The sequence below is a fragment of the Nitrospira sp. Nam74 genome (assembly GCF_965152615.1).
This window is the reverse complement of sequence record NZ_OZ224220.1, coordinates 3,660,235-3,683,835: the sequence shown is the minus strand read 5'-3', so window position 1 is coordinate 3,683,835 and position 23,601 is coordinate 3,660,235. Positions and strand designations below refer to the sequence as shown.

Annotated in this window: 27 protein-coding genes; 13 read left to right on the top strand and 14 right to left on the bottom strand. The window is 57.1% G+C overall.

The genetic code is table 11. The annotated features are described in order from the left end of the window. Positions 1–321: 321 nt before the first annotated feature. The 9 genes from ACWHYZ_RS17330 to ACWHYZ_RS17290 form a co-directional block, all read right to left on the bottom strand. A complete protein-coding gene (locus tag ACWHYZ_RS17330; RefSeq protein WP_447983928.1) occupies positions 322–618 on the bottom strand; it encodes a MoaD/ThiS family protein in 297 nt (98 codons plus the stop codon). A 168-nt stretch (positions 619–786) separates the two neighbouring features. After that, positions 787–1,971 carry a WD40/YVTN/BNR-like repeat-containing protein gene (locus ACWHYZ_RS17325; protein ID WP_447983927.1) on the bottom strand — a complete coding sequence of 395 codons (1,185 nt, stop codon included), beginning with the start codon at positions 1,969–1,971 and terminating at the stop codon, positions 787–789. A gap of 92 nt (positions 1,972–2,063) precedes the next feature. Further along, the gene (locus tag ACWHYZ_RS17320) at positions 2,064–2,549 is read right to left on the bottom strand and encodes a VOC family protein (protein ID WP_447987605.1); all 486 of its coding nucleotides are present in this window, start codon (positions 2,547–2,549) and stop codon (positions 2,064–2,066) included. 55 nt (positions 2,550–2,604) lie between these two features. Next, the gene (locus tag ACWHYZ_RS17315; RefSeq protein WP_447983926.1) at positions 2,605–3,012 is read right to left on the bottom strand and encodes a VOC family protein; all 408 of its coding nucleotides are present in this window, start codon (positions 3,010–3,012) and stop codon (positions 2,605–2,607) included. Positions 3,013–3,399: 387 nt separating this feature from the next. Beyond that, positions 3,400–3,993: a DUF1579 domain-containing protein gene (locus ACWHYZ_RS17310; protein WP_447983925.1), complete on the bottom strand. Its 594-nt coding sequence runs from the start codon at positions 3,991–3,993 to the stop codon at positions 3,400–3,402. A gap of 84 nt (positions 3,994–4,077) precedes the next feature. Continuing rightward, positions 4,078–4,443: a YciI family protein gene (locus ACWHYZ_RS17305; protein WP_447983924.1), complete on the bottom strand. Its 366-nt coding sequence runs from the start codon at positions 4,441–4,443 to the stop codon at positions 4,078–4,080. 259 nt (positions 4,444–4,702) lie between these two features. After that, positions 4,703–5,059, bottom strand: coding sequence for a YciI family protein (locus ACWHYZ_RS17300; RefSeq protein ID WP_447983923.1), 357 nt, complete (start codon positions 5,057–5,059; stop codon positions 4,703–4,705). A gap of 151 nt (positions 5,060–5,210) precedes the next feature. Then, complete coding sequence (locus ACWHYZ_RS17295) at positions 5,211–5,975, bottom strand: DUF899 domain-containing protein (RefSeq protein WP_447983922.1); 765 nt, start codon at positions 5,973–5,975, stop codon at positions 5,211–5,213. Positions 5,976–6,134: 159 nt separating this feature from the next. After that, positions 6,135–6,491, bottom strand: coding sequence for a YciI family protein (locus ACWHYZ_RS17290; RefSeq protein WP_447983921.1), 357 nt, complete (start codon positions 6,489–6,491; stop codon positions 6,135–6,137). Between the two features lie 307 nt (positions 6,492–6,798). Between ACWHYZ_RS17290 and ACWHYZ_RS17285 the strand changes: the two genes are divergently transcribed. From ACWHYZ_RS17285 to ACWHYZ_RS17265, 5 genes are all read left to right on the top strand, one after another. Further along, positions 6,799–7,587, top strand: a complete 789-nt coding sequence (locus tag ACWHYZ_RS17285) for an SDR family NAD(P)-dependent oxidoreductase (RefSeq protein WP_447983920.1) — start codon at positions 6,799–6,801, stop codon at positions 7,585–7,587. A gap of 237 nt (positions 7,588–7,824) precedes the next feature. Beyond that, complete coding sequence (locus ACWHYZ_RS17280; RefSeq protein ID WP_447983919.1) at positions 7,825–8,457, top strand: PAS domain-containing protein; 633 nt, start codon at positions 7,825–7,827, stop codon at positions 8,455–8,457. A 46-nt stretch (positions 8,458–8,503) separates the two neighbouring features. Beyond that, entirely contained in the window at positions 8,504–8,896 is a 393-nt protein-coding gene (locus ACWHYZ_RS17275; protein WP_447983918.1) for a YybH family protein, read from the top strand. 306 nt (positions 8,897–9,202) lie between these two features. Further along, positions 9,203–10,027, top strand: a complete 825-nt coding sequence (locus ACWHYZ_RS17270) for an alpha/beta fold hydrolase (protein WP_447983917.1) — start codon at positions 9,203–9,205, stop codon at positions 10,025–10,027. Between the two features lie 197 nt (positions 10,028–10,224). After that, positions 10,225–10,590, top strand: a complete 366-nt coding sequence (locus ACWHYZ_RS17265) for a glyoxalase superfamily protein (RefSeq protein WP_447983916.1) — start codon at positions 10,225–10,227, stop codon at positions 10,588–10,590. Positions 10,591–10,826: 236 nt separating this feature from the next. Here the strand turns inward: ACWHYZ_RS17265 and ACWHYZ_RS17260 are convergent, their stop codons facing one another. From ACWHYZ_RS17260 to ACWHYZ_RS17250, 3 genes are all read right to left on the bottom strand, one after another. Continuing rightward, the gene (locus ACWHYZ_RS17260) at positions 10,827–12,089 is read right to left on the bottom strand and encodes an RNA polymerase sigma factor (protein WP_447987604.1); all 1,263 of its coding nucleotides are present in this window, start codon (positions 12,087–12,089) and stop codon (positions 10,827–10,829) included. A 437-nt stretch (positions 12,090–12,526) separates the two neighbouring features. After that, positions 12,527–13,129 (bottom strand): CHRD domain-containing protein, encoded by a 603-nt coding sequence (locus ACWHYZ_RS17255; protein WP_447983915.1) that lies wholly within the window; start codon positions 13,127–13,129, stop codon positions 12,527–12,529. Between the two features lie 317 nt (positions 13,130–13,446). After that, on the bottom strand, positions 13,447–14,223 hold the full coding sequence (locus ACWHYZ_RS17250; protein ID WP_447983914.1) for an alpha/beta hydrolase family protein: 777 nt from the start codon (positions 14,221–14,223) through the stop codon (positions 13,447–13,449). Between the two features lie 424 nt (positions 14,224–14,647). On the opposite strand from ACWHYZ_RS17250, the gene ACWHYZ_RS17245 reads away from it, so the two are divergent. The 3 genes from ACWHYZ_RS17245 to ACWHYZ_RS17235 all read left to right on the top strand — a co-directional run bounded on the left by ACWHYZ_RS17245 (position 14,648) and on the right by ACWHYZ_RS17235 (position 16,646). Further along, the gene (locus ACWHYZ_RS17245) at positions 14,648–15,334 is read left to right on the top strand and encodes a Rho termination factor N-terminal domain-containing protein (protein ID WP_447983913.1); all 687 of its coding nucleotides are present in this window, start codon (positions 14,648–14,650) and stop codon (positions 15,332–15,334) included. Positions 15,335–15,561: 227 nt separating this feature from the next. After that, positions 15,562–16,113, top strand: coding sequence for a BON domain-containing protein (locus tag ACWHYZ_RS17240; protein WP_447983912.1), 552 nt, complete (start codon positions 15,562–15,564; stop codon positions 16,111–16,113). A 17-nt stretch (positions 16,114–16,130) separates the two neighbouring features. Beyond that, positions 16,131–16,646: a hypothetical protein gene (locus ACWHYZ_RS17235; RefSeq protein ID WP_447983911.1), complete on the top strand. Its 516-nt coding sequence runs from the start codon at positions 16,131–16,133 to the stop codon at positions 16,644–16,646. A gap of 49 nt (positions 16,647–16,695) precedes the next feature. Here the strand turns inward: ACWHYZ_RS17235 and ACWHYZ_RS17230 are convergent, their stop codons facing one another. Further along, positions 16,696–17,757 (bottom strand): bile acid:sodium symporter family protein, encoded by a 1,062-nt coding sequence (locus ACWHYZ_RS17230; protein WP_447983910.1) that lies wholly within the window; start codon positions 17,755–17,757, stop codon positions 16,696–16,698. A 422-nt stretch (positions 17,758–18,179) separates the two neighbouring features. Between ACWHYZ_RS17230 and ACWHYZ_RS17225 the strand changes: the two genes are divergently transcribed. The 4 genes from ACWHYZ_RS17225 (at position 18,180) to ogt (ending at position 22,029) form a co-directional block, all read left to right on the top strand. Beyond that, positions 18,180–19,364 (top strand): NnrS family protein, encoded by a 1,185-nt coding sequence (locus tag ACWHYZ_RS17225; protein WP_447983909.1) that lies wholly within the window; start codon positions 18,180–18,182, stop codon positions 19,362–19,364. Between the two features lie 228 nt (positions 19,365–19,592). Then, positions 19,593–19,889, top strand: coding sequence for an antibiotic biosynthesis monooxygenase family protein (locus ACWHYZ_RS17220; RefSeq protein ID WP_447983908.1), 297 nt, complete (start codon positions 19,593–19,595; stop codon positions 19,887–19,889). A 111-nt stretch (positions 19,890–20,000) separates the two neighbouring features. Continuing rightward, a complete protein-coding gene (locus ACWHYZ_RS17215) occupies positions 20,001–21,512 on the top strand; it encodes an AlkA N-terminal domain-containing protein (RefSeq protein ID WP_447983907.1) in 1,512 nt (503 codons plus the stop codon). Continuing rightward, a complete protein-coding gene (ogt, locus tag ACWHYZ_RS17210) occupies positions 21,502–22,029 on the top strand; it encodes a methylated-DNA--[protein]-cysteine S-methyltransferase (RefSeq protein ID WP_447983906.1) in 528 nt (175 codons plus the stop codon). The genes ACWHYZ_RS17215 and ogt overlap by 11 nt, the downstream gene beginning before the upstream one ends. A 39-nt stretch (positions 22,030–22,068) precedes the next feature. Here the strand turns inward: ogt and ACWHYZ_RS17205 are convergent, their stop codons facing one another. Further along, positions 22,069–22,518, bottom strand: a complete 450-nt coding sequence (locus ACWHYZ_RS17205; RefSeq protein ID WP_447983905.1) for an OsmC family protein — start codon at positions 22,516–22,518, stop codon at positions 22,069–22,071. Between the two features lie 201 nt (positions 22,519–22,719). On the opposite strand from ACWHYZ_RS17205, the gene ACWHYZ_RS17200 reads away from it, so the two are divergent. Beyond that, positions 22,720–23,538, top strand: coding sequence for a PEP-CTERM sorting domain-containing protein (locus ACWHYZ_RS17200; protein WP_447983904.1), 819 nt, complete (start codon positions 22,720–22,722; stop codon positions 23,536–23,538). Positions 23,539–23,601: the final 63 nt, after the last annotated feature.

Below are 23,601 nucleotides of genomic sequence, written 5' to 3'. Positions count from 1 at the left end.
TTTGGCCTCCCATACTGAAGTCGAGATCCGCCGCACGGATAAGGATGGTCCGGCGGGTACTTTCATTTGACATGCGAGAATGGGCCTGCACGGCTCATTCTCCCAACCTTACCAACTCTGTTGGCCGTCATTCGAGAGGACCGACACAAATCAATGCTCGTTTTCTCCCATTACGGCGTCGAATAGTTCGTTGGCAAGCTTCCGGCGGCTGCGACGTACCCTTACGGTACGTGCATGTCTGACCGAGAACGCCCCCTTCGTCAAGGCGCGTCTTGGCGCGTGGGCGTTCGGCAGGTGTAACCGGTAGCCTTCAACCGCCTGCTACCCGCCGGCCATAGCTCCCACGATAAGAAACGGCTCGTTCCCCGTCGCCACCGCACGGGGCAGCGGCGTATCCGGCGACTCATGGGACAGATCCTGCTCGCAGGCGAAGAACCTCACGAACGGTCGGCGCCGTTGCGTGACATGGTCACGAATCGTCCCGCGCAGCATCGGATAGCGGGACTCGAGCGCGTCGACCACCGAACGCTGCGTCACCTGGCCCTCGATGTCCAGTGTCACCTCTCCGTTGATGCGCGCCAGTGTTCGCAAATGTGCCGGAAGTACGACTCGTATCATGGCCTATCCATCCCCTAAGGTAAATGAGGCCCGCTCTTGGCCATACGACTGTTCAAAATGGTCGGCCGGCAAGGCTGCAGGGAGCGGGGTGAGTGAGGCGTAGCCTTGTGCTACGCCGCAACGAGAGACGCGACCGAGAACGAATCCAGCGGCCATTTTCAGCAGTCGTCATAGCGTTTGGACCTCTACGGAGTAGACCGCCGGAAGATCCCGCACAATCGGCTCCCAACTGTCGCCTGCGTTGGTCGATGCATACACCTGGCCGCCGGTGGTGCCAAAATAAATGCCGCACGAATCGAGGGAATCGACGGCCATGGCGTCGCGCAACACGTTCACATAGCAATCGCGTTGCGGCAGACCGTTCGTGAGCGCCTCCCACTCGGTGCCACCCGTGCGACTCCGGTATACCCGCAGCTTCCCGTCTGGCGGATAATGCTCCGAGTCGCTCTTGATCGGAATGACATAAATCGTCTCAGGTTCGTGCGCATGCACATCAATCGGAAATCCGAAGTCGGTCGGCAGGTTCCCGCTGACTTCGTGCCACGATTCACCGGCGTCGTCGCTGCGCATGACGTCCCAGTGCTTCTGCATGAACAAGACGTTCGGGCGCGATCGGTGCATGGCAATGCGGTGCACGCAGTGGCCAACCTCGGCATCCGGGTCAGGAAGCTCGTACTGCGACTTCAAGCCGCGGTTTACCGGCCGCCACGTCTTGCCGCCATCGTCGCTTCTAAACACGCCGGCCGCCGAGATGGCGATGAAGAGCCGCTCTGGATGACTCGGATCTTGCACAATCGTATGCAGGCACATTCCTCCCGCACCCGGTTGCCACAGGTGCCCTTTGGCGTCGCGCAGTCCGGCAAGCTCCTGCCATGACTGCCCTCCGTCCTTCGAGCGAAACAAGGCCGCGTCTTCCACGCCGGCGTAGATGGTGTCCGGGTCGGTCAGCGATGGCTCGAGATGCCAGACCCGCTTAAATTCCCAAGGACGTTGAGAGCCGTCGTACCATTGATGCGTCGTGAGCGGTTTCCCAGTTTCGGCCGAGCTGTCGTATACGAATTTGTTGCTCTCACCCTTTGGCATGCCGTCCGGTGTGGTGGTCGATTCGCCTGGGGGTGTTCCTGGTTGGTACCATGTTTGGCCGCCGTCATCGGAACGCTGGACGATCTGCCCGAACCAGCTGCTGGTCTGCGAGGCATACAGCCGATTCGGATCCGCGGGTGAGCCCTTGAGGTGGTACATTTCCCATCCGCCGAAGAAGGGGCCACGGACGTCCCACTGTTTACGCATGCCGTCTGACGTCAGAATGAATGCCCCCTTGCGTGTCCCAACGAGTAGTCTTACGCCGCTCATGTCTGACTCCTTTCTAAAATTCACAATAGTGGGAAGTGCCTCTGCGAATAAATTCTTCGCTCGTACACCCCCACGTGAAGGATACTCGATACTTATTCTTCGCTGTAGGCTTGCTTTAGGCTTTTGATGTCGAGTTTATCCATTTGCAGTATCGCTTGCATGACCCTATTGGTTTTCTCAGGATCCGGGTCTTGCAGCATCTCGTCTAACATTGGAACAACAATCTGCCACGACAGACCATACTTGTCTTTCAGCCAGCCGCACTGTCCTTTTTCTCCGCCCTGGGACAGCTTCTCCCACATCTCGTCAATTTCTTGCTGGGTCTCGCATTTCACCATAAACGAGATGGCCTCACTGAATTTGAAATGCGGCCCGCCGTTTAAGGCCACGAATTCCTGCCCCTCGATTTCAAACATCACTGTCATGACCGACCCCTTCGGTCTCCCCGAGACTTCGGCGGCTGCCTCCCCATAGCGGGTGATATGTCCGAGCTTGGAATTCTTGAAAATCGACACATAAAACCTCGCCGCCTCTTCGGCTTGGTCGTTGAACCACAAGCACGGAGTAATTGTTTGCATCACGGTGCGCTCCTTCTTTCAGAACATCGCCGAGCCTGCAATGGAGTCTACGCGTCTACCCTTGCTTCATTGCGCTCGGCTCCATATAGATCAATTCCCAAATGTGACCATCGAGGTCCTGAAATCCATGACCGTACATGAAGCCGTGATCCTGTGGTTGATTGTAAGTTGTTCCACCGGCGGCCACTGCCTTACGGACCATGTCATTGACGTGATCCCGGCTCTCGCAAGAGAGACATACCAACACTTCTGTGCTTTTTGTAGCATCACAAATTGCTTTCGGCGTAAACGTCTTGAACTTGTCGTGCGTCAACAGCATGACAAAGATGTCTTCGCTCACGATCATGCACGTCGCCGTCTCGTCGGTAAATTGAGGATTGAAGGTGAAATCGAGTTTCGTAAAGAACTCGATTGACTTCTTGAGATTGTTCACCGGCAGGTTCACGAAAATCTTAGTAGCCATCTCTGGGCCTTTCATTGTAGCTGCACGCCGTCGGTTAACCGGCTATGAGTTCCGGCTGAGGACCCGGGTGGACCGGCTTATCTATTTGTCGATCAACGGGCCACGAATTCGACAGCGCCAAGGGTTCAGACCTGGAATGAATTCCTACAGCCGATTCCCGCATCTGGTTGGAACCGGATCTCGCACACTGTTCTCTTGTCGACACCAAAGTTCTATCGAATAGTCGAACGAGGTGCCGGAAATCGACACCGAGACAACTCGTCAACCACGGTTACAGTAAGGTCGCTATCAGTTTCGAATCCACACGGCAGGGTCACCGCAAGACATGGGATTCCAATGTCCGGTTGATTGAGAGTTCATCACTCGTAAGTTGTTCCGGCCGGTACCCTATTGCTTCCTAGTGTACGTGATCTCCATAATCTTCATCTCTTCATTCTTGCCTGAGCCATACATCTCAAAGGTCTGTGTATTCGCATCCACAAATTTCCAGATCGCGCGATGCTTCATGAAGCCTTCAATTGGATCCGGGTGGCCGCCGTTTAGTGTAATGGTTTTTCCGTCGTCACTGGCCGTCCCGTCCATGAAAAAGATGCCGGTACCCATGGAATCGATCCACGTCGTCACGTACTTCTTGGTGAAATTGTCGTACCCGTGGAGGCCGATGCCGTTGAACGGCTGCCCCATCATCTCACCGCTGCACTCCTGTTGAAGATAGCGGCCATCCAGTAGCACTTTATCTTCACAGGCACCCGTGGATTCCATCGGAGGTTTGCCGGGTTCCATCCAGGACTTGGTTTTCGTCGTCCACCTTCCAGCGAGGCTCGCCAGTTGCTTATGGGGCGCACCAGGCGTTGCAAGCTTGGCATACATCTCCATCATCGCTTGGTGGTCCATCTCAGGACGCTTCTCCTCTGCGGCCATAGCACGAGAAGCTGTTACGAGCAGGCAGACGCAGATGAATGTGAGAGATACGAAACGCATAAGAAACCTCCTTGTGATGAGATACATCGTCTTAATTGGGCCTGAGGCATTCAGATATGCAACAAAGGTTTTTCGAAACTTGTGTTATTCGTTTGGGAGACCCGCGACCTTCTTGACCGGCCGTACCTCGACGGTTCCGATGCGCGCTCCTGGAACACGGACAGCGATGCGGATCGCCTCATCGAGATCCTTGGCATCGATCAAAAAGTAACCGGCGAGCTGTTCGCGCGTCTCCGCGAACGGACCGTCGGTCACCACTTGTTTGCCGTCGCGCACCCGTACGACCATCGCAGTCGCTGTCGGGTGCAGTGGCGAAGCACTCAGATATTGCCCATTGGCGTGGAGCTGGTGACTGAGCTGCACGGACTCCTCAAGCATCTGCTGCTGTGTAGTTGCATTGAGCTTATCGAAGGCCTCTTCGTCGTGATGAACGAGCAACATATATTTCATCAGATGTCTCCATTCACGTAAGATAGTCGTTCGAGGAAGCGATAATCGACAATGTCCTCCCCACGCGAACTGTTGTTTTCAGTCTCACTTAAGAACTGGATCGCTGCTTGGCTCTCGTTCCTCTGTCCGCACCGGAGGATGCTCAAAATGGCCGTCCAGCGAGGCCTCAGGAGTAGAAAGCGCCGGAGGGGTACCCTTGGAGTACGTTGAGGACGCTTCCAAGCCGAGAAAGAAGCTGGAGGCCATTTTCAACAACCTCCTAGCTAGTCGGGAGGCCAGGGATCTCAATCACCGGTCTTACCTCCACAGTCCCCTTGCGTGCCATGGGAATCCGTGCGGCGATGGCGATCGCCTCGTCGAGATTCTTGGCGTCGATGAGGAAGTAGCCACCCAGTTGTTCGCGCGTCTCCGCGAAGGGACCGTCGGTCACGAGCCGCTTGCCGTCGCGCACGCGGACACTCGTCGCCATTGATGTCGGGTGTAACGGATTGGCGGCTACATAATGCCCGCTCGAGTGAATGTCATGCGCGAGCTGCGTGGACTCGACGTAACAGTCCTTCCGTTCGGTCTCGCTCAACGCTTGCTCGTCACCATAAATCAGCAACATGTATTTCATCCTGATGCCTCCTCTCGACAATTACCACCATCCTACAGGTTGAGGTCCACGGCCGCCTTGTCGCATCTCTTTCTTGCTTCTCTTCGTACGGATGCTGGGGGCGGGTTGCCCCAAGGCATGAACCGCCCCGCTGATAGATCGCGATTTGTGCTCAGGACTCCGATCTCTCGACGCTGCCGTATTTATCGTGATGGCGGATCCAATGCATAAACGGACCATCGCTACGACCGGGTGGGTCCTCCCAGTCTTCCTGCCGGCCGAGTGGCGTCAGATCGAGGTAGTTATACGTGCCGGCCAGCAGATCGAGCCCTCGAGCGAAGGTCGAGTAGGTATGGAACATACCCCCGGCCGCGTCCTTGTAGAACACGCTCAGGCCGGGAAGTTCCTCGCTGCCGAACGCCGTCGACATCGCGTAGTTGTAATTCACCTTGTCCTTCACCACGTCCTCTTTCGGAAACGAGACGCCATAGTCGAAGTTGAAGTCACTGTCCAAGGAAGATACCCACTCGAAGCGCCAACCCATGCGCTTCTTGAACTGCTCGATCTTGGGTAGAGGCGCGCGCGAGACCGCCAATAGGCGCACGTCGCGTTGCGGGAGATGCCAGTTGGCGCCGTCGATGTGATCGGACAGGAACGAGCAGCTGCGGCAACCCTCCTCCCAGTCGGGTCCAAACATGAAGTGATAGACCATGAGCTGGCTGTTGTCTCCGAAGAGCTCGCCTAAAGATTTCTTCCCACGCGGCGTGTCGAACAGGTAGTCTTTTTCGACCTTGACCATCGGTAGCCTGCGCCGCTCGGCGTTCACCGCGTCCCGGTGGCGTGTGAGTTCCTTCTCCTTCGCGAGCAGTGCCTTGCGCGGGCCCAGCCACTCGGCTCGCGATACGACTTTCGGATGTTCTATCGTGCGCTTGGCCATGACGAAGCCTCCTTTGATCTGGGTTGCGGGAGATTGTCCTTGCGCGGCTCCGGCGCATGAAGTCTCTTTGCGGCGAGTCGCACTTGCTGCAATCAGTGCCATAGTCTGTTAGACATGCCGGACACATGAGTGATTCTTCACGAGGCAGCCGCTGGCCGGCTACTGCCGGTGTAACTCCATGACAGGCCGTACCTCCATGCTCCCGAGCCGCACTGATGGAAATTTCGAAGCCACCTGGATGGCCTCATTGAGGTCTCTGGCGTTAATGAGAAAGAACCCGCCAAACTGCTCCTTCGTTTCGGCAAAGGGGCCGTCCGTCGTTGACAGTGTGCCATTCCGCACCCGCACGGTGGTGGCTAACTCGACTGGTTCGAGTGCTTCCGCCACAATGAGATGGCCGTTCTTCTGAAGCGCCTCGCAGTAGGCCAAGGTTTCCTCCATGAGGGCATCGCACTCGCTCTTGGATAGGCTGGCCATTGTTTTCTCCTCGGTGCAGCACATGAGCAGATATTTCATGGCTCCTTACCTCCAATCTGTCGGTGAATGACTGTTGTGATCACTAGTCGTTCGGGAAGACCAAAATCGACGATGAGCTTCCCATCGGCCACGACGACGACCTCCAAGGCGGATATGAAAGACGGTTGATGTAAGATAGTCGTCTGGGAAGGCTAAAATCGACAGGGGGGCTTGCGAAACAACCTGGGCCAAAGGAAGGTAAGCTGACAGACAGCGGGATTTGATGGGAAGCTTAGAGGGTGTCGTAAGTATCTGACATTCCATGCATGAGAAGGTTTAGATCAGGGAATAGCCATGGAGTCCCATCATGAAGCTCGATTTAAATGGTAAGGCAGCGTTGGTGACTGCCTCTTCCGGCGGCATAGGCTTGGAAATCGCCCGCGCTCTAGCTGCCGAAGGTGTCAAAGTCATCATCAACGGCCGCGTGCAAGCCAGCGTAGAAAAAGCCGTTGCGGATGTGCGTGCCGGACTTCCTAATGCAGAGTTGATCCCTCTCGTTGCCGACAACGGTACGGCCGCAGGTTGCGAGTACACGATATCCCAATTGCCAGAAGTTGATATTCTGGTCAATAATCTTGGAATCTATGAGGCTGTTGGGTTTTTCGAGGAAAGCGACGAAGCGTGGCATAAGATTTTTGAGATCAACGTCATGAGCGGCGTGCGCCTTGCGCGTCATTATCTCAAAGGCATGCTTCGCCGTGGTCAGGGGCGTGTCGTCTTTATTTCAAGCGAATCGGGGATCTCGCCGGCCCCCGAGATGGCGCACTATAGCGCAACGAAAACCATGCAGTTAGGAATTTCTCGCTCATTGGCTGAATTAACCAAAGGTAGCGAGGTGACAGTCAATTCAGTGCTCCCCGGACCCACGCGCACGGAAAGTGTCGAGAAGTTCATCCAGGACGTATTTCCTGATCTTCCTCCAGCCGAAGCGGAACGCCGATTTATGTCAGAGAACCGACCGACTTCGCTCATTGGTCGCCTTATAGATCCAAAAGAAATCGGTGATATCGTGGCGTTCGTATGTAGTCCCCGCGCCTCGGTGATCAATGGTTCTAGCATCCGAGCGGAAGGAGGACTCGTGCGGTGCGTATTCTGACGTATGAAAAACTGTTTTCCAAGGTTACTGCCCGTGACCGCTGTTCCGCGAAGCATCATAGGGGGCAGGTAAGCCTGAACGTTTAGCTTGGTCACCCTCATCTGAGAAATCATCCCCTGCGGCCTACTGAGTTGAAGGCTGGGGAGCTTTCGCCGGTGAACGAATGGGATTTTCTTCCTGCTATGTGATATACCGGCCTCAATACACAGCATCCGCCAGCGCAAGGAGAAGACGACGTTGAATGCCAGATCCGATGAAAGTAAGACACCGGCGCGCAACCTTGAGCAATCGGAGGAGCTATTTCGGCTCCTGGTCGACCAAGTCAAAGACTATGCAATCTTCGCTCTCGATCCAAACGGGTACATCATGACGTGGAACAGTGGAGCCGAGTTGCTGAAAGGCTATCGCGCAGAAGAAATCATCGGTCAACACATAGCACGTTTTTATACCGAGCCAGATCGGCAGGCGAACAAACCTCTCGAGCTTCTGAAGCTGGCGAGAGAGCAAGGCCGCGTAGAAAATGAGGGGTGGCGCCTACGAAAAGATGGGAGTCGGTTTTGGGCCGATGTCATTATTACGGCACTAGTAGATGAGAAGGGAACACTCCGAGGCTATGCCAAGGTCACGCGAGACTTAACGGAACGTCGGCAAGCCGAAGAGACGCTCAGAGAGGCAAAGAACGAATTAGAGGATCGCGTCATGGCACGCACGGCCGAGCTTAAGGCAGTCAATACAGCGCTTGAGGAACGCCTTGCTGAGCTGGAGCAATTCCACGATGTCGTCGTGGGCCGTGAATTGAAACTGATAGAGCTTGAGAAGGAGATAGAACGATTACGCCGCGAGATAGAACAACTAAATAGAGGCGGCTAGGATCGACGTAGCTTGCTGAATAGCTGCACGTCATCAAGGAACCAGCATGCAGAGTGATGAACACGAGATACGTCAACTCGTCGCAACATGGATGACGGCGACGAAGGCAGGTGACATCGACACGGTCTTGAGCTTGATGGCGGAGGATGTCGTGTTTCTCATGCCTGGCCGACCACCCATGATCGGAAAGTCGGCGTTCGCCGCAGCAATGGCAGCCCAGTCGGGTCAGGGACGGACGCAGTTCGACGGCACAAGTGAGATTCAGGAGATCACGGTGATCGGAGAATGGGCCTTCATGTGGGCAAAACTATCGGTTGTGATGACTCCGCCAGGAGGCGCTTTATCAATGGCGCGTGCAGGCCATACGCTGTCCATGCTCAAAAAGCAAAACGGCAAATGGGTGCTGGCGCGCGATGCGAACATGCTGTCGCCGGTATAAACGTGATGGCCGGTCAGGCAATCGCAAGAACGACACGCTTCATCGACTCTCCAGTTCGGCGGATTGAACGTTCTCGGTATCCGGCCTGCTAAAGACCTGCGCGCGTATTCTTGACGATGTCATCTGTGATTCCGTCCAGGTCAGAGGAACGGGTTAGACCGCACATCCCTTCAATCGATTCCTTACCAATTCAGTGATATTCCGAAGGGAGCTGCTGGAAGACGTACGTAACGGGTCTGCGGATCACCATCCGAAACTTTCAGACGATGACTTACAATGCAGCCTGGCACAAGGAAGAGCGACAATATGGCAACCGCAGACTTAAACGGTGTGCAGCTCTCGTATGAGATCAGCGGCAATGGGAAAGTCCCTCTTATTTTGGTGCATGGGTCTTGGGTATCGCGCCGCAGCTGGGACAGTGTCGTACCGGGACTGACTCAGTCACTTCGAATTCTCTCCTATGACCGGCGCGGCCACAGTGAAAGCGAACGACCAATGAGGCAGGGCAGCGTTCACGAAGACTTTGCCGACCTTGCTGCCCTGATAGAGCATGCGGGACTCGCGCCGGCGTGGGTTGCCGGGAGCTCGTTTGGCGCATCAATCGCGCTGCGGTTGGCCGGTGATCATCCAGCTCTCTTGAAAGGAGTCATTGGGCACGAGCCGCCGCTATTCTCTCTGCTCGCGAATGACCCTGCTGCCGTGCCGATCCTTGCGGAGGTTCGCAAAAGGATCGGCACCGTCCTCGATCGTATCGCGTCCGGAGATCATGCCGGGGCTGCCGAACAGTTCGTTGAGACCGTCGCACTCGGACCCGGGGCCTGGTCCCGACTACCGCTCAAACTCCGGCAGACGTGTATCGAGAACGCGCCGACATTCTTCGACGAGGCGAACGATCCGGAGCAGTTGTTCTTCGATCTCGAATGGATCAAGACGTTCCCTCGGCCGGTGCTACTCACGACCGGTGACCAGAGTCCGCCGGCGTACGGGGCAGTAATCACAAAGCTTGCCGACGCGCTCCCCAGCGCAGAAGTCGTCACGTTCCCCGGCGCCGGCCACATTCCGCACGCTACACAGCCGGGCGCGTACGTCAAAACAATCATCGGGTTCATCCGCAAGCATACGGATAGCTAGTTCAGTAATGAGGCAATGCTGTTTCGGCTGTTTATTGGCGGAAGTCCCGACCGTGGGGCGTTACTGTTCGCAGCGACGTCACTTGGGAAGCGAAAAAGAGGTCGGGATGAGGTAACCCGGATTCAGCGAACAGCCTGCTTGGGAAGCCGTTTAGCACCCAATTGAGCCGGTACGTATCCCGGAGAAGGTGAAGGGCTATGACACTCTCAAATACAATACCGATACTCAGAATCCTCGATGAAACGAAGGCAAGAGAGTTCTATGTTGGTTTCTTAGGGTTTTCAATCGACTGGGAACACCGTTTCGATGACAACTTTCCCTTGTACCTGCAAGTCTCGAGAGATCACTGCATCATTCACCTTTCGGAGCACTACGGCGACTGCAATCCTGGTGGTGCAATCAGGATCGAAACCACCGAGATCGATAACATGAATGGCGAGTTGCTTCAGAAGCACTACAAGTATGCGAAGCCTCAAGTCGAGCAGACACCCTGGAAAACGAGAGAGATGAAGATCATCGATCCCTTCGGCAACCGTTTGACTTTTTTTGAACGAATTGTTTAAGAGATGGGAAGCCAAAAAGTGGTCAGAATCTTTCTTGACACTCATTCCTTTGAGGAGGAGAAGTTGTGCGTCGGCTCTGACGACGATGCAGGATGGAATGCATTCTTCGCCCGCAAGGCCGTCCCAGTGGCTCACGAAAAAATACTCCCGCCCCCTTCATTCACTGGCGCTCCTAGGTAGACGCTAATATTTCTTTGATGATCTATGGTTCTATTCCGACATCTTCTCAGCCTACCTCAGGCAGACAGTTCGGCCAGCCGTCGCCTGAGAAACCGCCGCTCCGGTTCCTGATGGGTGAGGCTCAGGGCGAGTTCGTATGAGGCTCGCGCTTCCGCTGTGCGCCTCAGTCGTCGGCATAAGTCGGCGCGCGCCGCGTGGGCTAAGTGATAGTTCTTCAGGTCGCCGCGCGCGAGGATGGCGTCGATGAGGGTAAGACCTGCGGAAGGGCCGTCACGCATGGCCACTGCCGCAGCGCGATTCAGTTCGATCACGGGCGAGGGGTTGGCCTGAAGCAGCACGTCATAGAGTGCGATGATCTGACGCCAGTCCGTGGCGGCGGCGTTGGGTGCTTGGGCGTGTACGGCGGCGATTGCCGACTGGACCGTGTACGGCCCGATACGGCGTGACGAGAGAGTGCGCTCTACGAGCATCAATCCTTCCGCGATTTGATCCCGATTCCACAGTGAGCGATCTTGATCTTCCAGGAGAATCAGGTCGCCCGTCGGCGAGGTGCGTGCAGCGCGCCGCGAGTCTTGCAGCAACATCAGCGCCAAAAGTCCAATTGCCTCAGGCTCCGGGAGCAACGCGATGAGTAGTCGGCCGAGGCGGATAGCCTCGGCCGACAGATCGTGCCGCGTGAGCGACTCACCGGATGAGGCGGAGTACCCCTCGTTGAACACGAGGTAGACGACCTGCAACACCGCATCCAGCCGATCCGGTAAATCTGTCTCCGACGGTATCACGTACGGAATACGCGCGTCGCGGATCTTCGCCTTGGCGCGTACAATCCGCTGGGCGATCGTGGGTGCCCTCGTGAGAAAGGCACGTGCAATCTCATCGGTCGTCAGACCGCAGACTTCGCGGAGCGTCATGGCGACTTGGGCCTCCGCCGATAAGGCGGGATGGCAGCATGTGAAGATCAACCGCAGCCGGTCGTCCTCAACGCTCTCCTCATCCCACTCACCGTCAGCACTGCTTATGGTGGTGCTGGATTCCAGTTGCTTGGCAAGTTCCGTCAGCGATGCATCGAACCGGGCGCGCCGCCGCATACCATCGATGGCTTTGAAGCGGCCGGTCGACACGAGCCATGCCCGGGGGTTAGCGGGCACCCCATCCCGCGACCATCGCTCGACCGCTATGGCAAAGGCATCATGCAGTGCCTCTTCGGCGGCATCAAAGTCGCCGAGCAGGCGGATCAAGGTGGCAAGGACCTGCCGCGATTCGGAGCGGTACACGTCGTCCACCAGCTCCCGTGCTTCTTTGGTCTGATGCTCGCTCACTTTCAATAAGCTCTCATGTTGAGAGAGTCCAGAGCAGCGAATGTGGGAAGCGCCGCGTGCGGATGAATTCGAATCGTGCGCTACCCGGCGTTCAGGTGACCTCGTTACTCTATACAATCACTCCCAATGCGTCCACTTGCATGTTGAAACGGTTTAAAACAGAAGGAAAACGATCGGGCTGGTGGGGAAGCGCATGGGCCCGAGAGGCGACCGCACACGATCTGCTGGATAAAGAGCCGGTGTGCGTCGATCCCTATTGTGTTCGAAGAGGGGAATGCCTCTGTTGCCTTCCCCCGTTTGTTTCACCACGGCCAAAGCAGTTTACCTATGTATCGTCTGCGATCTGTCCTGATCGTTCCAGCTGAACTCCGTGGACGTCACGTCACTCATCGTGTTGTACATCCGCTGCTCAAGAAAAAGGCTTCTTTGTCCCGCAATTAATGCTTGCGGTGTCGTCTCAACCCGATGGTCCCCAGCGCCACGAGACCGGTGAAAAGCATGAGGAGCGTGGCAGGTTCCGGCGTGGCAAGGATTCCCCGGATCTCCCCGTTTGGGAATAGCGTCGTGTGGACGTTCAGATAGGTCTCCCTATTCTGGATTCCGGCCACCAGCGCTGCTTCTGCTGTTGCGATCGTCCCGCCATTCGCCGTGACGAAGGCCGGATTGTAGGTCCCTGCGTCCAGGAGATTAAAGTCATGCGAATAAGTCCCCGCGGTCACGCCCAACGGGAACCCAGGAAACGCAGGAACAGTCGTCGCGACCGGGATATTTATGCCGGTTGCCCCAGGTGAAGGCAGACAGCAGTGAATGTGCGCTGCCGAGGTGCCCGCTTGCAAGCCGCTGAATGTCACATCTACGTGCATCGTGTTGGCTCCTGGATCGAGCACCACCGTCGCGAAGCCCGTCCCTGGCGAACCGGTGGGAGGAACCTCAGCTGAACCCGAAAGGCCGGTGAAGAATGCAATCGGTACTGCATAAGTGGCCGGTGCGGACAGGAGCAGGGCCGCGATCAAAACCACCGCCAGTGAGAAGCGCTTCATGTTAGCCTCCTTCTGTTGGTGACCGTAACGCGCCAAAAGTGTAAGCCAGATTGAAGACACCAACAAGATCATGGAAACGAGTAAAGGTTTCGGGGTGAGGGCAACATCGGATATGGCAACACAATCAGCCTTCCGCCGCCCGACGTCTTGCCGGCGAAACGCGCCTCACTCATCAGACGCAATCCGATATGGCCCAAAAGGGCGACGACCATACATGATCACGGTGAAAGGGCAACCTGCACTCATCCTCTACGGGTTCGGCACTTGCTGCCCGGCCGCGGCGATTGACTGTAACCTGAGTCCATTACTCGGGCGCATCAACCTACAGAAGGAGCCGGCACAGACAGATACCGATTGAGCCAGGTGACGAGCCGTTCACTCATCTGACTGAAATGCTCAGGTCTTGAGAAGCGATGATCGGCTCCAGGGATCACATGAAACGTTTTCTCTGCGCGGATCTGTGCAAATAACTCCTGGGCTTGACTCACTGGGATCACGTCATCCTGGCTTCCATGCACGATGGTCGTCGGAACCAGGAGTTGCTGTGCGGCCCGGTAGACATCATGCCGCAGGCAACCTTCGAAGAAGGCATAGTGGACGGGAATGGGAGCAGCCGATTCTGGGACCCGGCCGAGACGGCGCCATAGTTCAATTGCAAGGCGGCCAAACCGTTGTCGGAGTAAGGCGGGGAAGTCCCCGACGGGAGACCTGAGAGCCAGCGCTGCTAAGGTCGGGTTTTTCGCCGCGACGAGTGTCGCCACGAGGCCTCCGAAGCTGGATCCCAACAACCCGACGTGTGTGAATCCATGCCCTCGCATTAGCGCAATGGCAGTGTCGGTTTGTGCCATGAGCGTCGTCAATAACAAGTCTTTCAAATCCCCGGCGCTCTGGCCGTGTCCGAAGAAATCAAAGCGTAGCGTCGCGATATGCTGCCGTGCCAGCTGATCGACTAGCATGCGATTCGTCCAACTATCCTTGTATCCCATAAAGCCATGGCACAGGACCACAACCTTATCCGTCGGTAAGGCAGATGACTGAAGAACCCCGCTGACATGCCGACCAGCGGGGTCCTGAAAGTTAAACGCTTTTTCCATGCATCATTCTACCAACCGAAATCATGTCCTAAAAAATGAACCTGGTTGACGCCATCCTCATGCCAGAAATTCGCCACCTACAGTGCAACAGAACGGTATCGAGTCGCTCCGCATTCGCTTTCGAACTCCGTCGGACTTAGAAAAAGCGGTTCATGACGTCTCGACGGGCCTAGGCTATCTTGAGCAAGAGGGAGTGCGACATGCCGGCCTCGTCGGGCATTCGTTCGGGGATGCCGTGGTGATTGAAGCTGCCACAACAACCCCCCTCTTGCCCGCGCCGTCGTGACCCTCTGCCTTCCAGCAGAGTCAGCTGGATGCCTACGGAGGGTTCCACACGGCCCTTCTTGTGGCCGCTCTGGAGCGACCCCCACAATGAAACACGGCGGCTATGGCCATTGCCGGTGTCGCGCAGCAAGGAGGCTTTATGGCACGAAAAGAATCGACGCGGTCGACATCGACACGAGGATCGAGGGGTGGAATACGGGCACTTGAACGCAGCTTAAAATTTCTCGAAAAAACCCAGGAAGATTTGGGGAAGATGCAAGAGGCGCTTGAAGAAATCCATGAAATGATGTCGGAGGCTTCCAACGAAGGACAACGTGAAGGTCGGTCAGCATCGCGGCGTGGGAACACGTCATCGAAACGAGGTGGAGGAAATACCAATCGTCGTGGATCCCAAGGATCTCGCCCACGAAAGACCCAAGGCCGTAGCGGTGGAAAAGCGACCAGGGCAGCCAGGAGCATCAGACAAAGCACTGATCGCCTGTCTCGCAGTACTAAGTACGCCAAATGGATCGAGTCGCCGGATGACCATGAGGAGCACCCGGGACAGTCCCTCGTGACGCGTAACCATGAGGTGATTCAGCGGTGGGCAGAAGAACGGGGAGCTCAGCCGGCAACGGTCGAGGGAAGTGAGCATGACGGACATCCAGGGATGTTGATGTTTGATTTTCCAGGCTATGGCGGGCAGACCTTGAAACCGATTTCATGGGATGAATGGCTCCAGACGTTTGATGAGCGGAATCTGGCTTTTCATTTCCAGGAGCATAAGAAAGAGGGCAGTCTCAGCAACTTCTTCCGCCTCGACAGTCCAGAGCGAGAAGACGCGTAGTTATCACAACGCGTCTTACTTCTTCAAGAAGGCTTTCATTCGTTTCAGAGAAAGCCGGTGGATTTTGTTGCAGTGATACACTAAGCCGTATCGGAATGCTATCTCCGGGGAGTATGTTTGCGTGCGCAGACCTCGTCAGTCCTAGTCCTACCCATTTTTCATAGTCGAGTCCCTTTCGGCGGTTCTCCTGTCGCCTTCACAATAGGGTTAGATCTTTAGGGGAGGCGATGATGAAAAGCAGAATATTCGGCCTCATGCTGGCCGGGACGGCATTGATCCTTGCCGTCGCCTGCACGTCGACGGAGAAAAGGACCACGCCGGGGAGCGGCAGCACGGTGGGTCCTGCGAAGACTGACGCCGCCAGCGACATGAAGGCCTCGTCCAGGGAAGCCAAACCCCCGGCAGTGGCGCCGCAGGTACAGACGAAGCCGGCTTCTTCATCATCACCGCGGGGAGGGAGAGACACAGCGTCATCTTCGTCGACCGGAAGCGAGGCCCATGATGCTTCCGCCGTATCCGAGCAGCGCGAGGCACGGGTCACGCCTCTCGATCAGTCGGAGGCGGCGAATGACATCGAAACGACACGCCGGATCCGGCAGGCCGTCATGCAGGACGACTCCCTCTCGTTTAGGGCCAAGAATGTCACGATTGTCACGAATGGAGATCGCGTCGTGCTGACGGGTCGTGTGAGTACGCGCGGGGAAGCCGATCGTATCAAGGAGATTGCCCGATCCGTCACCCCGCACCATATCGAAGATCGATTGGAAATTCACCAGTAGCCCCAGAGGAGGCAAGCATGGCTAAGGCGGTTTACTGTATTGCCGCAACTCGTGAACAGGCAACAGACATCATTGACACACTGAGAAACGCGGGGTTCTCCCAGAACGCCATCTCGGCGCTCATACCCGACCATGACACTGGACCGGGACTCGGTGTCGAAAAGCAGACGAAAGCCTTGGAAGGCACAGCAGCCGGAGCCAGCGCCGGTGGTGTGGTCGGCGGCGTCCTCGGGCTTCTGGCGGGCATCGGGACGTTAGCCATCCCCGGTGTCGGCCCTTTATTGGCAGCCGGCCCTCTCTTGGCCACATTTAGTGGCATGGGATTGGGGGCAAGCGTGGGTGGACTGGCCGGCGGATTGATTGGTCTGGGCATCCCGGAGTTTGAAGCGAAACGATATGAAGGCCGACTAGGGGAAGGCCATATTCTTCTGTCCGTGCATTGCGAAGATGCTGACGAGATTGAGCAAGCGCGGAACATTTTCAACGCCGCCGGAGCCAGCGATATTGCGGTCAGTCAGGAAGCGGCGGCCTAGACGAGCGTCACCGTGCGAGCAATCGAGCCCCTGGATACCAAGGGGGACGTCAGGCGGCAGCGGGGAGTGGTTTACGGTAACGCTTCTCAGCCCCCAGAAATTGTTGGAGGCCGCCGGCGACGATATGCTGCAGCAGATTGTAGAAAATAATGGGAACCATCACGCCAGGAAACTGAGCGAGAGCCAGAGCCGCGAGGACCAGGGCAGTGCCGTTGTTATTCATCCCTAATCCATACGCGAGTGAGATGACCTGATCACGCTCCGCATTCAACACCCGGCCGAGCAAGAGCCCACAGGCGAACATCATCAGACAGAGCGCCAGCGTGATGGGCAAGGTAATCAACAAAAAGTCGGGGTCCGGATGTGTGAGCGTCTGGGGCAACGACACGGCGGCATTCGAATAGTTCAAGACCAACAAGACCACCGCATTCATCGTTTTCAGCGTCGACTTCCATGCGGCCGCCCTCGCGTCTCCAACGACGTGGCGCACGCCGAGTCCCATCAGCGCCGGCAGGACAACCCACAAACCCAAAAACGGTCCACTGCCTGAGGAGGCGAGATGTTGCAGCGCGTCCCGGTACTCGCCGCTCGTCATCGAGGCAAAGAACACCAGAGCCAGCGGTGTTGCAAGAGGGCTAAGCAGGGTGGAACAGAGCACGAGTGCGAGGCTCAACGGCAGATTGCCGTCGCTATTTTGTGCCCACGCCGTGGACGACCCGGCAATCGGCATGGTCGCGACCAGCGCGAGGCCGACGAGAATGTTTTGCGTCTCATCCGGATTGTGCCAATGGTGCATGAAGGCGGCGAGGACGACGGCGGAGGTCATGGGAACCAGAATGTTGGCAAGGAGGCCTGCCGCCAGAAGCCTTTTGGTGCGAACCAGAGTCCGCATATCCGAGAGGTTCATGCCGAGTCCGGCGTTGAAGAGCAACGAGGCAAGCAGCAGCAGGAGGATCGACATCTTGAAATGCTGTCCCCCGAGGTGCAGCGTCCCCAACGAGGCATCGCGGAGACGGAGGCCGGGTCCGGGCAGCACGGTGGCAGCGGCATAGGCACCCAGCAGGAGCCAAAGAAGATGGCGATGAAACCAACGAGAGACGTGAGCAAACATACTGTATTGCACCCTACCTGCGTGGTCCTGTCTCTTCCAATCGGGAGAACCCGAGGCGCGATGTCGGATACCAAGAGGGGAGGGAAGGGCAAAGAAGTCAAAATTAAGAGGCAAGACTGGATCGATGACGAGACACATTTCGCCTGTCGAAGGAAACGCGCGGTCTTTTGTGTGACCCTGCTGCGAAAGAAGAACAAGCCGTGGAGACGCTGTACAAGCTGATCCGCGGACATGTCCGACTCGGCTGAGCCAGTCAAATGATCTGCTTCATTCCCTGGTGCGGCTGACCGACCTCGAACTCGGTAATACAACAACCCGCACGGACGAGTGGGAAGATTTATGATACCTTTCCCACTGTCATTTGTAATGCAACAATGGTATCCGCTTGCCACACAACACCATGACCAAGGAATGAAGATCGTATGACGGATTTGGTACGTGAGAAGCCACCCTATCAGGGGCCGGCGTTTTTTTCGTATGGCTTCCGGCCGTTCTTTCTTGGGGCGGCGCTGTTCGCCGGGGTAGCGGTCCCTGCGTGGATCCTGATGCTGACTGGAGTCGGGGATTCGGCAGCGCTCTCGGCACCCCGGGACTGGCATGTGCACGAAATGGTCTTCGGTTTTCTACCGGCTGTGATCACGGGTTTTCTGCTCACCGCTATCCCTAATTGGACCGACCGTCCCCCGATCAGGGGGAGAGAGCTGATGGCCTTGTTTGCCGTGTGGCTGGCCGGACGTCTCGTCATGGCGATCCCGGCGGTCCCGCCCATCATGTCAGCCATCGTCGACGGAGGCTTTCTTGTCGGCGTGGCGGGATTGGTGTGGCGAGAGATTGCAGCCGGGGGAGATTGGAGCCGTGCCCCGATGGGGATCCTGGTCAGTTTGTATGCCTGTGCGAACATCATGTTCCACGTCCTGGCTCTGACCGGCGCGGAAACGGATCTTCCTGCTCGAATGGCGCTCGCGCTCGTGATGGTCCTGTTGGCCCTCATCGGCGGGCGCGTTACTCCCAATTTCACCAGCGAATTCTTGATTGCGCAGGGAAAGACGATGCAGCCTGCGCCATTTTCCCGCCTCGATGGTGCCTCGGTCCTTCTTGTGGCCATCGCCGCAGGAGCCTGGACTGTTCAGCCGCATGCGACGGCCACAGGCTGGTTGTTGGTGGCGGCCGGGTTCGCCAATCTGGGCCGCCTCTCGCGCTGGCACGGCTGGGCCACGTGGCGCGATCCGTTAGTGCTGATCCTGCATCTTGGTTATGGATGGCTGGCGATCTCGCTCCTGATCCTCGGAGGGGCGATTCTCGGGATGGGTCTGCCGAAAGAAGATGCGGTACATGCGCTCACCACCGGCGCAGTCGGCGTGATGACCCTGGCGGTGATGACTCGCGCGAGCCTCGGCCATACGGGGCGTCCCCGGCACGCCGGTCCGATAACCGTCTTCATTTATATATTGGTCAGTCTGGGTGCAATACTGCGGACCTTCGGCCCCACGACTGACCTCCCGACGACGCTCATGCTTGGGTTGGCTGCAGTCGCCTGGAGTGGCGCATATGTCCTGTTCGCCGTAATCTATGGCCCGTTCCTTCTTTACCCCGGTCTCGACGAATAAGGGAACGGCGCCCGCGTTTAAAGCAAAGCGCGGGATGCCGGCCTACGGGACCCCAAGACAAAATCTCCTTTCCTTACTCGTCCCATTCCGCAACCATTGTTCCGATCAGACCTTAAGAGGCTCATGCAGAGTCTCTCAGTTTGGATTCTGCTCATCCTGATACTATGGTTAGAATCGATGCCTCAGTTGATGGAGCGTTACAGAGGGATACAGATCGGGAGGTGCGCCATGCCGGTAACCTTAGTTAACGTGTTTTCAGTCCCGAAGGGCAAAGAAAATGAATTCGTGAAGTGGTGGCAAGACGTGAAGGCCGATATCACCAAGCAATCCGGGTTCATCAGCGGAAAGTTTCATAGGAGCATCAAGCCCGAGAGCAAGTTCAACTTCATCAATGTCGCGATATGGGAGAACGAAGACCTATACTGGAAAGCCTATGAAAAAAGCGCGGCGCCCATGAAGTCGAAGTTGGACGACATGGGCGCTGAAATGGTGCCGGCTCTCTATGACGTCGCGTTCGAGTATTGATTCGGCAGTTATCCGTGCCGTTGCAGAATGCGCGGGACGTGGGAGTGCCATGTCTGGTCACGTCCGAAAATGGCCAGAACTTCGGCCTCCGGATAAGGCATAGTAGAGCGTATGGAGCACCTCGACCCGGATGTCTGCTACCGCGCACTCCAGACGCGCGATCGGCGCTTTGATGGTCGTCTATTCGTCGGCGTCACGTCGACCGGCATCTACTGCCGTCCGATCTGTCCCGCACGGACGCCCAAGCGGGAGAATTGCCGATTCTTCCCGACCTCCGCGGCCGCTCAGGCGGCCGGCTTTCGTGCATGCCTCCGCTGCCGTCCCGAGATCTCGCCCGACCTGGCATGCTGGCGCGGAACCTCGAACAGTGTCTCCCGAGCATTAGCACTGATCTCGGAGGGCTTCCTTGATGGAGAGGACGGGAATGTTGACGCCCTTGCAAGCCGCCTAGGAATGGGAGCACGCCAATTGCGCCGGCTCTTTCAAGAACACCTGGGCGCTTCTCCGATTGCAGTCGCACAAACGCGGCGGGTGCTCTTTGCCAAACAGTTAATTCATGACACCCCTCTCTCGATGGCAGAAGTGGCCATGGCCGCAGGATTCGGCAGCTTACGACGATTCAATGACGCCTTCCGCATCCTTTACCACAGACCTCCCAGCGAGTTGCGCCGCCGCAAAACGCGCCCTGCGCCACAAGCATCTGCCGTGGCTCCCGTCGTGTTGTATCTATCTTATCGGCCTCCGTATGACTGGGGGGCGATGTTGGCCTATCTCAGAGCGCGCACCATTGATGGTGTGGAACTCGTTGAAAACGGCGTGTATCGGCGGACGGTATCGCATGAGGGAGGACAGGGCAATGTTGCCGTTGCGCATGCGCCGGATCGTCATGCACTCATAGCGACGATTCACTTCCCTTACGTGCGTGCGCTTCAAGGGCTCGTCCTACGTGTACGTCACCTATTCGATGTAGGAGCCGACGTTAATACGATTAGTGCTCATTTGGCGAAGGACCAGGCGCTCGCTCCTTTGATCGCCGTACTGCCGGGACTTCGCACGCCAGGATGCTGGGATGGATTTGAACTCGCCGTCCGTGCGGTGCTCGGCCAACACATCAGTGTCGAAGCAGCCCGTCAGTTAGGAAATAAACTGGTTCTCCTGTGTGGAGATCCGGTTGGTCATGCCGCTGATTCACGACTGACTCGAGTCTTTCCTTCGGCTCACAAGGTCGCGGCGGCCGATCTAAGCCGCATCCGCATGCCCCAGTCGCGAAGGGCGACCTTGAAAGCGCTGGCCCAGGCGGCAGTCGCGAATCCACGGCTCTTCGAGCCGCCGGGTTCGATTGAAGAAAGCCTCGCTCAACTCCGCACGATCCGCGGCCTCGGGCCGTGGACGGCTCAATACATTGCCCTCCGAGCCTTGCGGGACCCGGATGCCTTTCCGGCAACAGATATCGGCATTCTGCGGGGGGCAGCCAGTCTGGTGGGAAGTGTCCCCACAGTGCCACAACTCATCCAGCGTGCGGAGGCATGGCGACCATGGCGGGCCTATGCCGCACAGTATCTATGGCTCGCCGATACCGGTACACGGCGGCACAGATCAATGGAGGCAAATCATGCCGAATAAGCTTCGTCTTCTGACAGATACGCTCATCACACCGATTGGCGCGTTGGTGTTGATCTGCGATGAAGAAGGTCGCCTGCGAGCGACAGATTGGACCGACTATGACGAACGTATGCACCGTCTGCTCGCGCGTCATTACGGAGCAGAGAACTTTACGCTGACGCCGGCTCACAACCCATCCGGGCTTGCCACGGCAGTGGCTGCATACTTCGATGGAGATATTCGCGCGATCGACTCCATCCCCACGGCCACGGAAGGAACCGCATTTCAGAAGAGCGTCTGGCGCACTCTGCGGAGCATCCCGGCAGGACAGACCATCAGCTACGGCGAACTCGCCGTGCGACTAGGAAAACCGGCGGCCGTACGTGCCGTCGGACTCGCTAACGGAGCCAACCCAATCGGCGTCGTAGTCCCTTGTCATCGCGTGATAGGCGGCAACGGTTCGCTCACCGGTTACGGCGGAGGACTAGAGCGCAAGCGTTGGCTGATCAATCACGAGCGACAGGCTCAGGTGCCATGAACGACCGTCTCTGCTGATGCGTAAGCGCAAGACGCAGTGCTATGCGGCTTCGACCGTCACCTCGGTCGTTACCGAATTCGCAATGAAGCATTCGCTATGCGCCCGCCCGTGCAGCGCCGCGATCTGCTCAGGAGTCGGACGGGTCGTCCCGCCGAATACCACCTGAGGATGCAAGATGACGCGAGTGATGGCCAGTTTCCCATTCTGTTTCTTTTCCAACACTCCAACAGCGCGGTCACTGTAGCGATCCACCACAACCTGTTTCTTGGCCGCCACGGCCAGAAACGTCAGCATATGACAGCTCGACAAGGCTGCGACGAGGCCTTCCTCAGGATTCACGTGAGCTGGATTTCCACGATAGGCGGGCGCGGCCGATGCAGAAACTCGAGCCCCACCTTCGAATATCCACACGTGATCTCGATTATAGGACTCATACGAAAAATTCTCCGATTCTCGTTTCCATTCCAGCGTGATCTTATGTTCAGACATGTATCACCTCCTCTAAAGAGTGACCTGCCCCATCCCATCATCCTAAACCAACCCGCCTGAAAAGGCCTTTGGCAGTGCGGATTCGCATTGAGAAGGCTTCGTAAGTCTGCGTCTGATTCTCATCATGCGCCCAGGCACGTATGGTGTCGCTATCTCTTTCGCTGGAGCAAAATGAGAATAAGGCGTAGCGGGACGTTGATCGTGCGGTCACAGCTGTTGGCCGTCTGCATGGTCCTCATGATAGGGACGGCGGCCTATGCCGTGCCGACCGGACTCGACTACATCTTCTTCACGGGCCTGGGTACCGGCTCGAGCCCGTTGGATCGCATTGCCAATGCGTCGTTTCAGGGGAAAAGCGGGGAGGGGCTTCAATCGCTGGCACAGGAATTCGATACGACGTTTGCAGCTCAGAACGTCAACGGGCGTGTCTTTCCATGGGATCAAGAGTCGGCAGCGGCCAACTTTGCGCGGTCGTTGAACCGCTCGGATGAGCTGGTCGTGGTCGGCCACAGCTTCGGCGGGGATTCCGCCCTGGAGTTCGCTAACACATTAACTCCCGGACGACCCATCGATTTCCTCGTGACCATTGACTTGGCATGCGTGCTATGCCCGGGCGGGACGGTGAAGCCGGATAATGTGCTGCAGGAAGTGGAGCTGTACCATACGCCCAATGGGGGCGATAACCCGATCGTTCCGCCGTTTCTCGAACGCTTGAGCAATCCCGATCAGAGTTTCAATGTCACCGATCTGTTCAATGAGCCGAATAACCGCAGCTGCCTGAACGACATCGGCGGCCAGGTCACGCATACGAACATCAGCAACAGTGCCTGTGTGCATCAGATGATCGTCGGCGGCGCGCAGTCATTGTTCGAGAACGGTACACTTCCCAGTCTCACGACGTTCCTGCCCTCATCGCCTAGCCTGTTTTCAAGCGCCGTTCCGGAACCCGCCACCTGGCTTTTGTTGGGGACCGGAGTGCTGATTCTCCTGCGTCGGATGGCGTACGGAGAGAAGCCCTGATTGCAGACAAGCTTCCCTGCCGCCAGAATTGTGGCAATAAAAGACTCCCGACCCTTGGTGCTC

Bases quoted from the DNA above. Each gene is read 5' to 3' on its own strand.
- ACWHYZ_RS17330 (WP_447983928.1), bottom strand. From the start codon at position 618: ATGATACGAGTCGTACTTCCGGCACATTTGCGAACACTGGCGCGCATC.
- ACWHYZ_RS17325 (WP_447983927.1), bottom strand. From the start codon at position 1,971: ATGAGCGGCGTAAGACTACTCGTTGGGACACGCAAGGGGGCATTCATT.
- ACWHYZ_RS17320 (WP_447987605.1), bottom strand. From the start codon at position 2,549: ATGCAAACAATTACTCCGTGCTTGTGGTTCAACGACCAAGCCGAAGAG.
- ACWHYZ_RS17315 (WP_447983926.1), bottom strand. From the start codon at position 3,012: ATGGCTACTAAGATTTTCGTGAACCTGCCGGTGAACAATCTCAAGAAG.
- ACWHYZ_RS17310 (WP_447983925.1), bottom strand. From the start codon at position 3,993: ATGCGTTTCGTATCTCTCACATTCATCTGCGTCTGCCTGCTCGTAACA.
- ACWHYZ_RS17305 (WP_447983924.1), bottom strand. From the start codon at position 4,443: ATGAAATATATGTTGCTCGTTCATCACGACGAAGAGGCCTTCGATAAG.
- ACWHYZ_RS17300 (WP_447983923.1), bottom strand. From the start codon at position 5,059: ATGAAATACATGTTGCTGATTTATGGTGACGAGCAAGCGTTGAGCGAG.
- ACWHYZ_RS17295 (WP_447983922.1), bottom strand. From the start codon at position 5,975: ATGGCCAAGCGCACGATAGAACATCCGAAAGTCGTATCGCGAGCCGAG.
- ACWHYZ_RS17290 (WP_447983921.1), bottom strand. From the start codon at position 6,491: ATGAAATATCTGCTCATGTGCTGCACCGAGGAGAAAACAATGGCCAGC.
- ACWHYZ_RS17285 (WP_447983920.1), top strand. From the start codon at position 6,799: ATGAAGCTCGATTTAAATGGTAAGGCAGCGTTGGTGACTGCCTCTTCC.
- ACWHYZ_RS17275 (WP_447983918.1), top strand. From the start codon at position 8,504: ATGCAGAGTGATGAACACGAGATACGTCAACTCGTCGCAACATGGATG.
- ACWHYZ_RS17270 (WP_447983917.1), top strand. From the start codon at position 9,203: ATGGCAACCGCAGACTTAAACGGTGTGCAGCTCTCGTATGAGATCAGC.
- ACWHYZ_RS17265 (WP_447983916.1), top strand. From the start codon at position 10,225: ATGACACTCTCAAATACAATACCGATACTCAGAATCCTCGATGAAACG.
- ACWHYZ_RS17255 (WP_447983915.1), bottom strand. From the start codon at position 13,129: ATGAAGCGCTTCTCACTGGCGGTGGTTTTGATCGCGGCCCTGCTCCTG.
- ACWHYZ_RS17250 (WP_447983914.1), bottom strand. From the start codon at position 14,223: ATGGAAAAAGCGTTTAACTTTCAGGACCCCGCTGGTCGGCATGTCAGC.
- ACWHYZ_RS17245 (WP_447983913.1), top strand. From the start codon at position 14,648: ATGGCACGAAAAGAATCGACGCGGTCGACATCGACACGAGGATCGAGG.
- ACWHYZ_RS17240 (WP_447983912.1), top strand. From the start codon at position 15,562: ATGATGAAAAGCAGAATATTCGGCCTCATGCTGGCCGGGACGGCATTG.
- ACWHYZ_RS17235 (WP_447983911.1), top strand. From the start codon at position 16,131: ATGGCTAAGGCGGTTTACTGTATTGCCGCAACTCGTGAACAGGCAACA.
- ACWHYZ_RS17230 (WP_447983910.1), bottom strand. From the start codon at position 17,757: ATGTTTGCTCACGTCTCTCGTTGGTTTCATCGCCATCTTCTTTGGCTC.
- ACWHYZ_RS17225 (WP_447983909.1), top strand. From the start codon at position 18,180: ATGACGGATTTGGTACGTGAGAAGCCACCCTATCAGGGGCCGGCGTTT.
- ACWHYZ_RS17220 (WP_447983908.1), top strand. From the start codon at position 19,593: ATGCCGGTAACCTTAGTTAACGTGTTTTCAGTCCCGAAGGGCAAAGAA.
- ACWHYZ_RS17215 (WP_447983907.1), top strand. From the start codon at position 20,001: ATGGAGCACCTCGACCCGGATGTCTGCTACCGCGCACTCCAGACGCGC.
- ogt (WP_447983906.1), top strand. From the start codon at position 21,502: ATGCCGAATAAGCTTCGTCTTCTGACAGATACGCTCATCACACCGATT.
- ACWHYZ_RS17205 (WP_447983905.1), bottom strand. From the start codon at position 22,518: ATGTCTGAACATAAGATCACGCTGGAATGGAAACGAGAATCGGAGAAT.